Below are 15,559 nucleotides of genomic sequence, written 5' to 3'. Positions count from 1 at the left end.
TGCATGACTGTCGTATCCCTGATTCCCGACCGCAACGAGGTGCCCGCATGAGCCTGGCAGATGCCCGCGTCCAGACCCGGTTGGTGCATGCCGGATCGCCCAGCTTGAAGCAGGGTTCCGGTCCGGTGAACGTACCGGTGGTGCGCACCAGCACCGTGCGCTTTGCCGACACCGCCGCGCAGGCGGCCCTGGGCCGGCAGCGCGCGGCGGGCGAGCGCGTGGCGACCTATGGCCGCCATGGTCTGGACACCCATCAGGCGCTGGAAGAGGCGGTGGCGTCGCTGGAGGGCGGCCATCGCACCGTGCTGGCGCCGTCGGGCCTCTCGGCCATTGTGCTGACGCTGCTGGCGACCCTGGCGCCGGGCGAGCACGCCTTGGTGGCTGACAGCGTCTATTCGCCGGTGCGCAAGGTGGACCGCGCGCTGTTGCAGCGTTACGGAATCGAGGTGGAGTATTTTTCTGTCGCGCGCGACGACCTGGAGCCGCTGATCCGTCCGAACACGCGGCTGCTGTACCTGGAATCGCCCAGCTCGCTCCTGTACGAGGTGCAGGACCTGCCGGCGCTTGCCGCGGTGGCGCGGCGGCATGGCGTGCTGGTGGCGGCGGACAATACCTGGAGCGGCGGCCTGTACTATCAGCCGCTGGCGCTGGGCGCGCACATTTCCATCCAGGCAGCCACCAAGTATCTGGCAGGGCATTCCGACGTGATGATGGGCGTGGTCACCGTGGACAGTCCTGAGCTGGCCAGGCAGCTGGGCGCGACCCATGACGCCCTGGGCCTGTCGGTGGGCGCGGACGACGCCTACCTGACCTTGCGCGGCCTGCGTACGCTGGACGTACGATTGGCGCGCCATCATGAAAACGCGCTGGCCGTGGCCGAGTACCTGGCGCGGCATGAGGACGTCGCCAAAGTCTATTACCCCGCGTTGGCGCAGGACCCCGGCCATGCGCTGTGGCGGCGGGATTTCAGCGGCGCCAGCGGCCTGGTGTCGTTCGCTTTCCGCCACTCCGATGCAGCCGCCGCCGCGCGCTTCATCGATGCCTTGCGCTATTTCTCCATCGGCGCGTCCTGGGGCGGTTACGAGAGCCTGGCGTTGGAGGCCGCGCCCGAGCGCCTGGCCGAGCACAGTCTGTGGCGGGACGGCCCCGAGGCGCAATCGGTGGTGCGCCTGCACATCGGCCTGGAAAGCCCGTTGGACCTGATAGGCGACCTGGAGCGCGCCTTTGGGGCCACGCGCGAGGCGCTGCGGCGCAGCGCCTGATGCATATGCAAATAAGCGGTTTTCTTTAGGGTTTCCGGCTATGTAGAAGCAACGTTTACCTCTTTGTCCGCCAGTACCCGCGACCACTAGAATTTGCCCTGTTCCATGATAGGCGGCAGGGCATGTCCACTATTCTTTCCATCGGATCGGTACAGCTTCCATTTCTTGTGCAGCGGCAGGAAGCGGTACGCGAGTTCTATAGTCACATCATCGGCCTGGACGAAATGGCCGGGGCTGGCGGCCAGCGGCTGCTGTTCGCGCTGGGTGAGGCGACCTTGTCGCTGTCTCCCGTGGAGGAAGTCAGCCGGGAAGTGAAGCCCGACTACCTGGCCCTCAAGACCGGCGCCTATGACGACATCCTGGCACGGCTGCGCCTGGCGGGACACCATCCGGTCTGTTCCTTGCCCGACGCCGAGCCGCGCGTGATGTACGTGAAAGATCCGTCCGGCAATCAGCTGGCATTCCTGGGCTGAGGCGCGCGATGAACTTCCAGCAATTGCGCTCCGTGCGCGAAGCCGTGCGGCAGGACTTCAACCTGACCGACGTGTCCGAGAGCCTGCATACCTCGCAGCCCGGCGTCAGCCGGCAGATCCGCGAACTCGAGGAAGAGGTGGGCGTGGATATCTTCGTGCGCTCGGGCAAGCGGCTCATCGGCCTGACCCCGCCCGGCGAACTGATCCTGCCCCTGGTGGAGCAGATACTGCAATGCGCGGACAACATCCGTCACGCGGGCGCGGAGTACGCGGACAGCCGGACGGGCGTGCTCTCCATTGCGGCCACTCATTCACAGGCGCGCTACGCCTTGCCGCCCGTCATCAAGGAGTTCCGCGAACGCTATCCCGACGTAGTGCTGCATCTGCATCAAGGCTCGCCCAGGCAGGTTTCGGAGATGCTGCTGGAAGGCGAGGCCGACATCGGCGTGGCGACGGAAGCGGTGGCCGACTATCCGGGCCTCATCAACCTGCCTTGCTACCGCTGGAGCCACAGCATCATCGTGCCTCGCGGACATCCGCTGGAGCGGCAGCAGGACGGGGTGACGCTGTCGCAGCTGTCGCGTCATCCCATCATCACCTATGGGCGCGGCTACACGGGCCGGGCGCATATCGACGAGGCCTTCGCGCGGGCCGGCATCACGCCCGACATCGTCATGACGGCGATGGACGCGGACGTGATCAAGACCTATGTGGAGCTGGGGCTGGGCCTGGGCATCGTGGCCTCGGTGGCCTGGGACGCCGAACGCGACACGCGCCTGTGCGCCATCGACGCCCGCCATTTGTTCGAAATCAACCTGACGCGGCTGGCGATACGGCGCGGCGCATGGCTGCGCGGCTACGCCTTCCATTTCGTCGAGATGTTCGTGCCGACCTTGACGCGCGAGATCGTCGAACGCGAACTCAAGGGCGAAGGTTGAGGCAGGAGGCTGGCCGAGTCGTCGTCCTGCGCATATCCTTAGTTGCATCCCTTCGTTCCCGCCGCGGCGCCGCGCACAGGCCGTGCGCGAGTTCATCGCCCAGGCGCGGCGGCTGGCGCCCGACGGCGCCAGCGCCACGCGCGAACAATTGGCCGAAGTGGCGACGCTGCTGGAAGCGCTGGGACGCCGCCGCGAGCTGTTCCCGGCGGAAGCGTTCGCGGTGGTGCCGGGCAGGCCGACCGCCATCTACCGGCTGGCAGAGGACCTGGATGGCGGCCATGCCTTGTACCTGTCGCTGGGCGAGCCGGGCAAGGCCCAGCCGCCGCATGACCACACGACCTGGGCCATCATCGCCGGCGTGCAAGGCAATGAGCGCAACGAGGTCTATGCGCGCGAACGCAGCGTCGATCCCTTGCGCGACGTGCTGACCCATGTCCAGCGCGTGGATGTGCAGCCGGGCAGCTCCATCGTGCTGGGTCCGGCGGACGTGCACACCATCGAACTGGTGGACGACGAGCCGGGCGCGCACCTGCATTTCTATGGATTGGCGCTGGACCGCCTGCATGGCCGCGTGGTGTTCGAAAGCACGGCGGGCGGCACCTACCGCACATTCTCGCCGCCTGCGGCGATCTACCATGCGCGCATCTCCGCGCAGGCGCTGCAGGATGAACTGCGCGGCTCGGGCGAGATCGCCTTGCTCGACGTGCGCGAGGCTGGTCGCCACGCGCGCCGCCATCTGCTGCACGCCGTGCCCGCGCCCTTGTGGCGCCTGGAACTGCTGATCGACAGGCTGGCGCCGCGCCGCGACGCACGCATCGTGCTGGTGGATGACGACGAGACGCTGGCGCACCTGGCGGCGGCCAAGCTGGCGCGTCTGGGCTGGACCAACATTTCGGTGTTGGCGGGCGGGACGGACGCGTGGGAGCGGGAAGGGCGCGAGGTATTCTCCGGCACCAACGTGCCCAGCAAGGCCTTCGGCGAAGTCATCGAGCACGAAAAGCGCACGCCCTGGATCGACGTGGACGAACTGGATGAGCGCGTGGCGCGCGGCGACGACATCGTGGTGGTGGACAGCCGCACGCCCGAGGAATTCCACAATTTCACGCTGCCCTTCGCGCACAGCCTGCCGGGTGCGGAACTGGTCTATCGCATCCGAGAGCTGGCGCCGGACCCGGCGACCTTTGTGGTGGTGAACTGTGCGGGACGCACCCGCAGCATCGTCGGCGCGCAGACGCTGATCGACGCCGGCATACCCAACCGTGTCGCGTCGCTGCACAACGGCACCATGGAATGGCTGTTGTCGGGCCGCGAATTGGCCTATGGCAGGCATGCCGCGCTGCCCGAACCCGAAGGCCAGGCATTGAGCGCGGCCCGCCAGCAGGCGGCCGATGTGGCGCGCCGCGCGGGCATCGCGCATATCGATACCGCCGCCTTGCAGGCTTTCGAGGCGGAACAGGGCGTGCGCACGCTCTACAAGTTCGATGTCCGCACCCGCGAGGAATACGAGACTGGCCATCTGGAGGGCTGGCGCTGGGCCCCCGGCGGCCAACTGGTGCAGGCCACGGACGAGTACCTGGCCACGCGCCGCGCCCGCGTGGTGCTGGCGGATTGGGACGGCGTGCGTGCCCTGACCACCGGCGCCTGGCTGGCCCAGCTGGGCGCGGTCGAGGTCTATCTGTACCGGCCCGTGGCATCGGCTGCGTTGCAGGGTGGGCCGGAGCCGCGGCGCGTGCTGCGCCACCGCCCGGATGCGCCCGCGCTGCGGCCGGATGCATTGCGGACCGCGCTGGAGCGCGGCGAAGCCGTGCTGTTCGACGTGGATTCCCGGGTTGCATACGAGCGCGGCCACGTGCCGGGCTCCCGTTACACCGCGCCCGATCGCCTGGCCGAGTTCCTGCCCGAAGACCGGGACCGGACGATCGTGCTGACCTCCGCCGACGGCGTGCTGGCAAGCGTCGTGGCGGCCGAGCTGGCGTGGCGCAGCCAGCGGCCGGTGCGCTACCTGCTGGGCGGCACCCGCGCCTGGAAGGAACAGGGCCTGGAACTGGCGCGCGGCGCGCAAGGCGTGCTGACCGCGGACGACGACCAGAGCATCAGCCCCTATCTGTTGGACGACCTGGCTGCGCGGGATCAGGGCTTCCGGGACTATCTGGACTGGGAACTGGGGCTGGTGGCGCAGCTGGAGCGCGAAGGCAGCCAGGATTTCCGGTTGATCGCGCGGGAGTGAGCGGATCGGCCAGCGGGCGCAGGCTTCAGCGTGCGGCGCCTTCGATCGCGGCCATCAGGTCATCCGGGTGCGCCATCAGTTCGCGCGCCTCGCATAGCGTCGGGTACTGCTGCAGCACGCCGGCCCATTGGGCCGATTGCAGCAGCTGTTGCCAGACGGGGTCCAAGGTATCGGGGGCTGGGGCCAGGCCCTGCGTCAGCAGGCCGGCGTATTCCAGGCTGGGCGGCGCGGACAGCAGCTGCATGCGGCTGGCGGCGCTGAGCAGGCGCGGGATCGCGTCGGCCGGGCCGTCGCAGATATAGAGCACGGTGGTATCGAGCCGCGGGCCTTCGGCGGGCAACGCGCGCAGCGTCGCGCCGCGCAGGGGGAACTGCCCCTGGCGTGTACTGAAGGCGTAGTCGGTCTGGGGATCGGCCTGCGCCAGCAGGCGCAGCCCGCGCAACAGCCGCGGGAAGTCGGTGGCGGCTGCGTCGGCCGAGGCCTTGGCTTCGAGCAGCAGGCACAGATCCCAGGCCGGCGGCCCGCCATCGCCTTCGGCCCGGCGTAGCAGCGCGGCATCCCACTCGGTCTTGGCGCGGTCGGCGTTGGCGGGCATCGAAGGCGGTACGCGCATGGACGACACGGCCTGGTAGGCCTGGCTGCCATCGGCGTCATTGAGACGGTGCGCCAGGGCCTGGAGCGCCTGCAGCGCCTGCGCCTCGACGGCGTCGCCGCGCAACCGCGAGGCGTTGCCTTCGGCCAGGGCGGTGGCGCTGCCCGGGCGCGGGCCTTGCTGTTCCCACAAGGCGCGGTAGCGGCGCACGTCGCTGTCGGCGGTCAGGACGTCCAGGCGTTGCAGATGATCCAGCGCGGGGCTGGCGAGCAGACGGTCGAGAGCGGCGGAGGCCGGCTGGGCGTCAGCGGACAAACCGAGAAGCTGGCGCGCGGCTTCGGGCAGCGCCGTCCAGGACTCGGAAGCCGCCGCCGCTTGCAAGGCGGCCATCGCGTCGCGTGCGGGGCCTGCGGCCATGCGTTCAAGCTTTGCGGGATGGGCGATGGCGTTGGCGGCGGCGATGATCTCGCGGCGGTCCTGGGCGGCGCGCGCGGCCAGGGAGGCATATTCGCGCACGAGCGGCAGGCGGTGCCGCAGCAGCATCGCCTGGAACACGGGATCGCCGTCGGACTCGCGCAAGGCGTCGCGGATCAGGCGTGCTAGCGCGTCGAGAAAGGCCTGTTTGACCGCGGTCGGCGGCGCGGCGCCGGCTTCGAGCGACTGGCGCGCCTGTTCGATGGCGATGGCCAGCGCGGTCGCGGGCATGGCGCCCTCGGTAGGTATCTGTGAAATGGCCGGCACGCGATAGCGCCGGGCGGTGCGGCGCAGGATGGCGGCGAGCAGGGAGAGGGAGGGCGGCTGGGGCATGGCGCCCCAAGCCTACCGCGATGCCGCCGGCGCGGCAAACGCGCCGCGCCCAGGCCGGCAGCGGCTTACTTGAACAGCGCGGCGTTCTCTTGCAAGGCGGTGTCGGCGCATTGCGCGTCGAGGTTGCCACCGGGGGCGCCCGCCACGCCGATGGCGCCGATCACGGCCGAGCCGGCCTTGACGGGAACGCCGCCGCCCAGCACCAGGAAGCCCGGAATATCGGTCAGGGTGGCCGCGGCCGGGTTCTTCTGGACGTTCTCCAGCATCGTCAGCGTCGGGGTCTTGGCCGATGCGGCGGTGTATGCCTTGGCGCGGCTGGCCTCGACGGTGTGCGGGCCGGCATTGTCGGCGCGGGCGAAGGCCTTGAGCAGGCCGGCGCGGTCCACCACCGAGGCGCTCACGTTGTAGCCCTTGGCCTGGCAGGCGGCGACGGTGTCCGTGGCCAGCTTCTGCGCGTCGGCCATGGACAGGTTGCTCTCGTTGAGCACGGCGGCGTTGGCGGCGCCAGCGCAGGCGAACAGGGCGGCGAAAGCGATGAATTTGGGCGACATGTCTGGGTCCTTTGTGGGTCGGTGACAGGAACAGACAGATTAAAGAGGACGGCCGATCGGCGGTATTCGGTCGGCTACGCTGGGGCCTCCGTAGGGCTACGGAGGGTGCCTGCGCAAGTCCTAGCCCAGCAGCCCCGCATACTCGCGGATCAGCCCGGCCAGGTTGTCCGCTTCCAGCTTGGCGAAGACGTTGGCGCGGTAGGTTTCCACGGTGCGCGGCGACAGGTCGAACTCGCGCGCGATCTCCTTGTTGCTCAGGCCCTGGACGATGCGTTCCAGCACGTCGCGCTCGCGCCCGGACAACTTGTCCAGCCGTTCCTGCGCGGCCTGGGTCACGGCGAGCCTCTCGCGGCTGGCGATGTGGGTGCGCACGGCCGCCTGCACGGCGTCCAGGAAGACGTCGTCGTCCACGGGCTTTTGCAGGAACTCCATGGCGCCGCCCTTGAACGCGCGGCGGCACAGGTCCACGTTGGCGTGGCCGGTCAGCATGACCACGGGCAGGTCGGATTGCTCGGCCAGCCGGCTCAGCACGTCCAGGCCGCTGATGCCGGGCATGCGGATGTCCAGGACCACGCAGCCGATGGCCTGCGGATGCAGCTGGGCCAGGAAGGCCAGCGGATCGCCGTGGCCCTCGCTGCGCAGGCCGACGCTGCGCAGCAGCAGCGCCAGGCCGTCGCGCACGGCGTCGTCGTCATCGACCAGATAGACCAGCGGGGATTGTTCGAACATGGGAGATTCCTGCGTCGTCATGCGGCGGCGTGCGGCAGGCTTATCGTGAAGCAAGCGCCTGCCGGACTGAGATTGCGCACGGCGATGCGGCCGTCCATTGAGCCGGCCAGCGTTTCGCACAGCGCCAGTCCCAGGCCCATGCCTTGCGGCCGCGTGGTGTAGAAGGGAGCGAACAGGCGCGGCAGCGCGTCGGCGGCGATGCCGGGGCCGGTGTCGCTGACGCTGAACAGGTAGTCGTCGCCGTCGGCGCGGCCCTCCAGCGAGATCTGGCGCGGCCCGGCAACGTCGGCCAGCGCGTCGGCGGCGTTCTGCACCAGGTTGTGCAGGATCTGCTCCAGGGCCACGCGGTCGCCCAGCGGACGCACGCCGGGGCTGGCGTTGTGCCAGCTCAGCCGTATGCCCAGCCGCGCCAGTTCCGCTTCGCGCAGAAAGCGCAGCGACGCCACCAGCGCGTCGGGATCCAGCGCCACGCGCCGGGTGGGCGAACTGGGCTGCACCAGGGCGCGCATGCGGCTGATGATGTCGGCCGCGCGCTTGGCCTGTTCGGCGCTGGCCAACAGCGCGTGGCGCACCGCGGGGCGTTCGTCTTCGTCGTCCAGCAGCCGCTCGGCGGCGCGGGTCTGGGCCAGGATGGCGGTCAGCGGCTGGTTCAGTTCGTGGGCGATGCCGGCGGCCATTTCGCCCAGCGTGCTCAGGCGCGCCATGGCGCCCAGGCGTAGTTGTTCCCGTTGGCGGCGGGCTTGGGCGCGCGAGCGCTGCCAGGCCGCGGCGCCGGCCACCAGCAGCGCGCTGGCCAGGCCCCAGGCCAGCCAGGTGGCCCAGGGCCAGACGCCTGGGGTCAGCTTGCGCGTGCTGCGCATCTGGAAGGGCTGGCTGGCCGCGCCCAGCGGCTTTTGCAGGGCCAGGGGCCAGCCGAGGACGGCGGCATCGGGCTGCTTGTCCAGGAGGGGTAGCGGCGTCTGGTCCACGGTCAGGGTCAGGTTGGCCAGCCCGGGAGGAAAATCGGCCGCCGGAATCAGTTGGCTGGCGTCCAGCAGCAGGCTCCAGCCGGAAGGCGCCACCAGCCAATAGCGGGCGCTGTCCACGGGCAGCGTCACCGGCCGGGCCAGGCCGCGCGCGCGTTCGACGGCGGCCGCGAGGCCGGGAGGTTCCGCCATGCTGCCGCTCCAAGCGCCGCCAGGCAGGTAGCCCAGCCCCAGCAGTTGCGGCATGGCCGGCCGCAGGCTGGGATACAAACGTTCCGGCGCGGGGGGATGGGACAGGGCGGCCAGGGTCGCCAGCACGGCTTCATGCTGCACCGTCTTCTGGCTCAGCATGCGCTGCGCCACGCTGGTGCTCTGGGTGAAGCGTTCGTACTGGTCCACATAGTCCTGCCGCCCGATCCAGAAGGCGCCAAGGGCGAACAGGACCAGCCAGCAGAAGAAGGCGCGAGCGCGCGATAGGGGATTCACGCCTGAAATTATGCCTTGCGGCCGGTGCGGGCAGGAATCCGTAGGGCTACGGAGGGCTGGCGCTCAGGCCGCCAGCTTCTGGGCGTCCGGGTCCGGCGCCTGCGAACTGGCCGCGAGCGCGATCTGGTACAGCGCCGCCACCAGGTCCGATTGCGTCACCAGTCCGACCAGGTTGCGCGCTTCATCCAGCACCGGCACGCAATGCAGGCTGTCCGACATGGGGCGCGCCAGTTCGATGACGGGCAGGCCCGGGGTGGCGAAGGGGACTTCGCTGCGCATGCAGTCGGCCACCAGCAGGTCGGGCGCGGCATCCGCGTCGACGGCGACGGCGGCCAGCCGGGTCCGGCGCGCCAGCACGTCGCCCTGGCTGACCATGCCGGCGTAGCGGCCGGCCGAATCCAGCACCGGCAGGGCCTGCAGGCGATGCTTGTCGAACAGGCGCACGGCGTAGTCCAGCGGGTCCTGCGCCTGCACCGCGACCACGTCGCGCGACATGATGTCGGCGCAATGCACGTCGCCGAAGCGGCGCACGCTGGCGCGCATTTCCGCGGCCAGGACGATTTCTTCCAGGTCTTCCTTGCTGATGTCCAGCAGCTCGCCGCGCTGCGTGAGCGCGTCGTCCAGGTCGGCCAGGCTGAAGCCCAGGCGGGCGCTGGGCGCGAGGTCGCGGGTGTTGTGGCCCGCGGCCGGGTCGGCGTGGCGGCGCGGGTAGTTGCGCTTGAGCGCGCCATTGAAGACGACCGCGATGCACAGCAGGATGGCGGAGTTCAGCGCCACGGGCCAGAGCGCGAAGCCGTAACCCAGGCTGGCGACCGCGGGGCCGCCCAGCACCGCGGTCAGCGCCACCGCGCCGCTGGGCGGATGCAGGCAGCGCAACGAGAACATGGCGCCGATGGCCAGCGCCACCGCCACGGCGGCGGCCACGCCGGGCACGGGGATGAACTGGGCGCAGAAGACGCCGATCAGGGCCGAGACCAGATTGCCGGCCATGATGGACCAGGGCTGGGCGAGCGGACTGGCGGGGGCGGCGAACAGCAGCACGGCGGACGCGCCCATGGGGGCGATGAACCAGGGGCTGGCGTCGCCCAGCGCGTGGCGGCCCACCCATTCCGTGCAGAACAGGCCAAGCAGCGCGCCCAGCACGCCGTAGAGCTTCTCGCGTCCGTTGACGCCCACCGGCGCTGGCGCGAACGAGCCCAGCCAGCGCTTGATTGCTACACCCAAAACGATCTCCTCGCGCATCGATATGTCGCGGGGCGACAATTTATCACGCGAGGCAAAGCTGCGCTGCATAAGCTTATGCAGCAGAGCGTGGATCAGGCGTTGCCGGATTCGTCGCCGATGCGCGTGAGCAGGCGCGTGAGCAGCGGGCGCATGGCGCGCAGTTCTTCCAGATGCGAGGCCGACAGGTCTTCGAGCATGCGTTCGGCGCGGGCGGTCAGCACCACCTCGACGCGGCGGCCGTCCTCGGGATCGGCTTCGCGGCTGACCAGGTCCAGGCGCGCCAGCCGGCCCACCAGTTCGGCGGCCGTGTGGGGCCGGATCAGGAGGCGTTCGGCGATTTCGCCCACGTACAGGCCGCGGCGGCCGGGGGCGTTCTTGCGGGTGCCTTTGATCGCGAGCAGGGCCTGGTGCTGCTGCGGCATCAGGTCCAGTCCGGCGGCGGCGTTTTCGCTGAAGGCGGCAAAGCGGCGCAGCGCATAGCGGAAGTCGGCCAGGAGCTCGTAGTCCGTGGCGGTCAGCTGGGGTGGGGGCGAGGGCGGTTTCACCCGATCGATTCTAATATATGTCGTGATACGATATATATGACGTTTCGCAAATCCCTGCGCAATTCTTCCCCTCTTCGAACATGCCTCCCACTTCTTCCTCCGCCCGGGCCGCGCTGCGTCTGGGCGACTTCACCACGGACAAGCGCGTCGTCCTGCTCATGGGCCTGGCCGTTCCGGTCGGCCTGGCCAGCGTGGCCGCGGCCTGGGCCTTGCTGCGCCTGATCGCGCTGTGCACCAATCTGGCCTACCACCATCAGTTCTCGTTCGAGGACCAGCCCATCACGACAGGCCACCTGGGCCTGGCTTCCGTCGCCATTCCGGTGGTGGGCTGCCTCATCATCGGCCTCATGGCGCGCTACGGTTCGGAAAAGATCCGCGGCCACGGGATTCCGGAGGCGATGGAGGCCATCCTGATCGGCAAGAGCCGCATCCAGCCCAAGGTAGCGGTGTTGAAGCCGGTGTCGTCCGCCATCTCCATCGGCACGGGCGGCCCGTTCGGGGCCGAGGGCCCCATCATCATGACGGGCGGCGCCATCGGCTCCCTGCTGGCGCAGACCATCCACCTGGACGACGGCGAGCGCAAGACCCTGCTGGTGGCCGGTGCCGCCGCGGGCATGACGGCCATCTTCGCCACGCCATTGGCGGCGGTGCTGCTGGCGGTGGAACTGTTGCTGTTCGAATGGAAGCCGCGCAGCTTCCTGCCCGTGGCGATGGCCGCGCTGGTGGCCGCGGCCACGCGCGCCTTCATGCTGGATGGCGGGCCGATATTCGCGTATGCCGGTTCGCTGACGTTCACACCCGCGCATCTGCTGGCCTGCGCCGCCGTGGGCGTGCTGGCCGGGCTGGGATCGGGCGTGCTGACCTCCATGGTCTATGCGGCCGAGGACCTGTTCGAGAAACTGCCGCTGCATTGGATGTGGTGGCCGGCCTTTGGCGGCCTGGTCATTGGCCTGGGCGGCCTGATCGAGCCGGCGGCGCTGGGCGTGGGCTATGACAACATCCGCCATTTGCTGGCGGGCGACCTGGCTTTCCAGGCCGTGCTGCTGCTTCTGGCGGTCAAGGTCGTGATTTGGTCCGTGGCGCTGGGTTCGGGGACTTCGGGCGGCGTGCTGGCGCCGCTGCTGATATTCGGCGGCGCGCTGGGCGCGCTGGCCACGCCGCTGTTGCCGCAGGCCGATCCGGGCTTCTGGGCGCTGCTGGGCATGGCGGCGATGATGGGCGGCACCATGCGCGCGCCGCTGACCGCGACCCTGTTCGCGGTGGAGCTGACCGGCGACATGGGCGCGCTGCTGCCGGTGCTGTCGGCCTGCGTGTTCGCGTATGGGATGACGGTGCTGCTGCTCAAGCGCTCCATCCTGACCGAGAAGATCGCGCGGCGCGGCCACCACATCAGCCGCGAGTACCGCGTGGATCCCTTCGACCTGCTGCGGGTCAGCCAGGTAATGACCACGCCGGTCCAGACCCTGCCGGCCGACTGGACCGTGGCGCAGGCCATTGCGCATTTCACGACGGCGCAGCCGGTGCACACCAGCTATCCCGTGCTGGATGCCGAAGGCGTGGTGGTCGGCGAAGTCACGCGCGCCGACACGCTGGCCTGGGCCATCGACGACGAGCAGACCGGGCGCACGCTGGGTGAGGCCCTGCAAGGCCGCGACCTGGTGTACGGCCATCCCGAGGAACTGGCCAGCCAGATCGCCGACCGCATGGCCCTGACCGGCGCGGGCCGCGTGCCCATCCTGGACCGGGCCAACGGCCGGCTGGTGGGCATCGTGGGGCGCAAGGACCTGTTCCGTTCGCGCGCGCGCCGGCTGCGCGAGGAAAGCCAGCGCACCGCGTATTTCCGCCGCACGCCCTCAGCGGGCAGGTGAGGCGCGCAGCTCCCACAACACGTCCAGCACATGCCGGGTGGCTTGCTCGACTTGCCCGGCGCGGTGCGCGATACCCAGCGGGCGCCAAAGGGCTGGCCGCAGCACGCGCATCTCGATGCGCGGATCCGGCTGCGGCGCGGTGGCCTCGTGCGGCAGCAGCGTGGCGCCGTAGCCCGCGGCCACCAGGCTCTTGATGGCGTCGTTGTAGTTCAGCTGGATGCGGGCGCGCGGGTTCAGGCCGGCGGCGGCGAACCATTCGCCCGTCAGGCGCGAGAGCCGCGTGCTGGCATCGTTCAGGATCAGCGGCCGTTCGGCCAGCCAGGCCGGCGTCAGGCGCGCGGGCGCTTTCCAGCTGGCGGGCAGGAAGGCCATGACCGGGTCGCGCCGCCAGGGGCGCAGCACCAGGCCTTCCAGCGGCGGCTGGGGCAGGGCCACCAGGCCCAGGTCCAGCGAGCCGTCGGCCAGGCGCAGCAAGGTTTCCTGCGACGTCAGCACGGCCACCTGCACGTCGATGCCGGGATGGTTGCGCCCCAGCGTTTCCAGGGCCTGCGGCAGCAGATGGGCGATGGCGCCGGTGGAGGCGCCCAGCCGCACGCGCCCGGACAAGCCCTGTACCTGCCGCTGCACATCGTCCAGCGCCTGGTCGGCATCGGCCAGCAGCCGGCGCGCGCGTTCCAGCAGGGTTTCGCCGATGGCGGTGGAGCGGACCTGGCCGCGCTTGCGCGTGAGCAGCGGCGCGCCGATGCGCGCCTCCAGGTCGGCCACGTGCAGGCTGACGGTGGGCGGGGCCAGATGCAGGGCGCGCGCCGCGTCGGCGAACGAGCCCAGGTCGGCGATGGCAACCAGGGTGCGCAGGCGGTCCAGGCTGATTTCACGCATGTCGGTTTCGTTCAGGAAAGCTGAATTGGATAGTCATGATATTCGACTTTTGTTATCTAGCAGTCCGGCCGATGATGGAGTCCTGCGCCCGGAACCTTCCGGCGCCCCTTTGATCCAGGACGCAAGCGCCATGACCCAACCTTTAGTTTTCATCGACGGCGACCAGGGCACCACCGGCCTGCAGATCCACGAACGCCTGCACGGGCGCACGGATCTGCGGCTATTGACGCTGCCCGAGGCCGAACGCAAGGACCCGCAGCGCCGCGCGCAGGCGATCAACGGCTGCGATATCGCCATCCTCTGCCTGCCCGATGAGCCGGCGCGCCAGGCCGCCGCTTCCATCGTCAATCCCGCGGTCCGGGTGATAGACGCCAGTTCCGCCCACCGCACGGCGCCGGGCTGGGTCTATGGTTTTCCGGAAATGAACGCGGAGCAGGCCGGGCTGATCGCCCAGGCGCGGCGCGTCAGCAACCCCGGCTGCTATCCGACGGGCGCGGTCGCGTTGCTGGGGCCGCTGGTACGGGCCGGGCTGGTGCCGGCCGACTATCCGTTGGTCGTACACGCCGTGTCCGGCTATTCGGGCGGCGGGCGCGCGGCGGTGGACGCCTATGAAGCCGCGGACGGCGCGCCGGGACCGGCGTTCCAGCTCTACGGCCTGGGCCTGGCGCACAAGCACACGCCCGAGATCGAACGGCATGCGGGCCTGACGCAGCGGCCGGTGTTCGTACCGGCCTATGGCGCCTACCGCCAGGGCATCGTCCTGAGCGTGCCGCTGCAGCTGCGCCTGCTGCCGGCGGGCGTGGACATGGAGCGCCTGCACGCCTGCCTGCAGCAGCACTACGAGGGCGCAAGGCATGTGCAGGTCGTGGCGCCGCAGGACGCGGCCGCCCATACGCACCTGGATCCGCAGGCGCTTTACGGCACCAACGATCTGCGTCTGGCCGTCTACGGCAATGCGCAACACGGCCAGGTGCTGTTGACGGCGGTGTTCGACAACCTGGGCAAGGGTGCGTCGGGCGCGGCGGTGCAGAACCTGGACCTGATGCTGGCCGCGATGCGATAAGCGCCGCGCCCGCGCGGGCTCAGGCCGGGTCCGCCAGCGTCTCCACCACCAGGCGGCGCAGCCAGACGGTGCCCGGGTCGCTTTCGAAGCGGGCGTGCCAATGCACGGTCACGGACAGCGGCGGCAGGGCGATGGGCAGCGGGCGTATCTGGAACGCGTCGTCGTGGTTGAACCAGATCGCGGCCCGCAGCGGCAGCGTCATGGTGAGATCGGTGCGCCGCACGATCTCGGCCGCCGCCGAGAAATGCGGCAAGGTCAGATACGGCCTGCGCGGCAGGCCGGCTTCGCTCAGCACATCGTCCAGCAAGCGGTGCGCGCTGGCGCGCGAGGCCACCAGGATGTGGTCCAGGCGCTTGTACTGGCTGCGCGTCAGGCCCGCCGACAACACCGGATGGCCGCGCCTGCCCATGCAGGTGTAGCGTTCGCTGAACAGTTCGGCGTGGCAGGTTTCGCTGCCCAGCCCGGCCAGGTTGCCGATGGCGAGATCGACCTCGCCGTCTTTTAGCGCCTGCGGCAGCCGTTCCAGCGGGATCTCCAATACTTCCACCTGCAGGCGCGGCGCCAGGGCGTGCACGCGTTCCATCAGCGACGGCAGGAACACCATTTCACCGATATCGGACATGGACAGGCGAAAGCGGCGGGTGCTGCTGGCCGGCTCGAAGCGCTGCCGCAGGTTGACGGCTTCGGCGAAGCTGTTCATGCCGCGCTCTATGGGTTCGGCCAGGGCAAACGCGACCGGCGTGGGTTGCATGCCGGAGGCCGTGCGCACAAACAGGGGATCGTCGAATTTTTCGCGCAGACGCGCCAGCGCATAGCTCACGGCGGGCTGCGTCAGGTTCAGGCGCTGCGCCGCGCGCGTGACGCTGCGCTCGTGCAGCACGGTCAGGAAAACCCGCATGAGGTTCAGGTCGAATTCCATGCACGCCTCTTATATCAGCCTGATTTATAAG

At 69.7% G+C, this 15,559-nt stretch carries 14 protein-coding genes; 6 read left to right on the top strand and 8 right to left on the bottom strand.

Features of this window, described 5'->3' with window-relative positions; all coding sequences use genetic code 11:
* Positions 1-47 precede the first annotated feature (47 nt).
* The 4 genes from metC to BRO63_RS13795 all read left to right on the top strand — a co-directional run bounded on the left by metC (position 48) and on the right by BRO63_RS13795 (position 4,900).
* Entirely contained in the window at positions 48-1,262 is a 1,215-nt protein-coding gene (metC, locus tag BRO63_RS13810) for a cystathionine beta-lyase (protein WP_088140347.1), read from the top strand.
* Between the two features lie 122 nt (positions 1,263-1,384).
* Positions 1,385-1,735, top strand: a complete 351-nt coding sequence (locus BRO63_RS13805; protein WP_088140346.1) for a hypothetical protein — start codon at positions 1,385-1,387, stop codon at positions 1,733-1,735.
* Between the two features lie 8 nt (positions 1,736-1,743).
* A complete protein-coding gene (locus BRO63_RS13800) occupies positions 1,744-2,673 on the top strand; it encodes a CysB family HTH-type transcriptional regulator (RefSeq protein ID WP_088140345.1) in 930 nt (309 codons plus the stop codon).
* Positions 2,674-2,755: 82 nt separating this feature from the next.
* Positions 2,756-4,900 (top strand): rhodanese-like domain-containing protein, encoded by a 2,145-nt coding sequence (locus tag BRO63_RS13795; protein ID WP_256943302.1) that lies wholly within the window; start codon positions 2,756-2,758, stop codon positions 4,898-4,900.
* 25 nt (positions 4,901-4,925) lie between these two features.
* Here BRO63_RS13795 and BRO63_RS13790 read toward each other — a convergent pair whose 3' ends face one another.
* From BRO63_RS13790 to BRO63_RS13765, 6 genes are all read right to left on the bottom strand, one after another.
* On the bottom strand, positions 4,926-6,299 hold the full coding sequence (locus BRO63_RS13790) for a 3-deoxy-D-arabino-heptulosonate 7-phosphate synthase (RefSeq protein ID WP_088140343.1): 1,374 nt from the start codon (positions 6,297-6,299) through the stop codon (positions 4,926-4,928).
* Between the two features lie 65 nt (positions 6,300-6,364).
* Entirely contained in the window at positions 6,365-6,850 is a 486-nt protein-coding gene (locus tag BRO63_RS13785) for a GlcG/HbpS family heme-binding protein (RefSeq protein ID WP_088140342.1), read from the bottom strand.
* Between the two features lie 120 nt (positions 6,851-6,970).
* Positions 6,971-7,579, bottom strand: a complete 609-nt coding sequence (locus tag BRO63_RS13780; RefSeq protein WP_373557777.1) for a response regulator transcription factor — start codon at positions 7,577-7,579, stop codon at positions 6,971-6,973.
* Positions 7,580-7,596: 17 nt separating this feature from the next.
* Complete coding sequence (locus tag BRO63_RS13775; protein ID WP_088140340.1) at positions 7,597-9,030, bottom strand: sensor histidine kinase; 1,434 nt, start codon at positions 9,028-9,030, stop codon at positions 7,597-7,599.
* 63 nt (positions 9,031-9,093) lie between these two features.
* Entirely contained in the window at positions 9,094-10,254 is a 1,161-nt protein-coding gene (locus BRO63_RS13770) for an HPP family protein (RefSeq protein WP_373557776.1), read from the bottom strand.
* A gap of 92 nt (positions 10,255-10,346) precedes the next feature.
* Positions 10,347-10,799 (bottom strand): MarR family winged helix-turn-helix transcriptional regulator, encoded by a 453-nt coding sequence (locus BRO63_RS13765; RefSeq protein ID WP_088140339.1) that lies wholly within the window; start codon positions 10,797-10,799, stop codon positions 10,347-10,349.
* An 80-nt stretch (positions 10,800-10,879) separates the two neighbouring features.
* Here BRO63_RS13765 and BRO63_RS13760 point away from each other — a divergent pair, with 80 nt between their 5' ends.
* Positions 10,880-12,667: a chloride channel protein gene (locus tag BRO63_RS13760; RefSeq protein WP_088140338.1), complete on the top strand. Its 1,788-nt coding sequence runs from the start codon at positions 10,880-10,882 to the stop codon at positions 12,665-12,667.
* On the opposite strand, the gene BRO63_RS13755 is transcribed toward BRO63_RS13760, so the two are convergent.
* The gene (locus BRO63_RS13755) at positions 12,653-13,546 is read right to left on the bottom strand and encodes a LysR family transcriptional regulator (RefSeq protein ID WP_088140337.1); all 894 of its coding nucleotides are present in this window, start codon (positions 13,544-13,546) and stop codon (positions 12,653-12,655) included. The genes BRO63_RS13760 and BRO63_RS13755 overlap by 15 nt on opposite strands.
* Positions 13,547-13,676: 130 nt before the next feature.
* Between BRO63_RS13755 and argC the strand changes: the two genes are divergently transcribed.
* Positions 13,677-14,609, top strand: a complete 933-nt coding sequence (gene argC / locus BRO63_RS13750) for an N-acetyl-gamma-glutamyl-phosphate reductase (RefSeq protein ID WP_088140431.1) — start codon at positions 13,677-13,679, stop codon at positions 14,607-14,609.
* 19 nt (positions 14,610-14,628) lie between these two features.
* On the opposite strand, the gene BRO63_RS13745 is transcribed toward argC, so the two are convergent.
* A complete protein-coding gene (locus BRO63_RS13745) occupies positions 14,629-15,528 on the bottom strand; it encodes a LysR family transcriptional regulator (protein ID WP_088140336.1) in 900 nt (299 codons plus the stop codon).
* Positions 15,529-15,559: the final 31 nt, after the last annotated feature.

It is taken from the genome of Achromobacter xylosoxidans (genome assembly GCF_002192695.1).
Lineage (GTDB): Bacteria > Pseudomonadota > Gammaproteobacteria > Burkholderiales > Burkholderiaceae_B > Achromobacter > Achromobacter xylosoxidans_C.
Note: the sequence above shows the minus strand (reverse complement) of the source record. Positions and strands in the feature narration are given on the sequence as shown.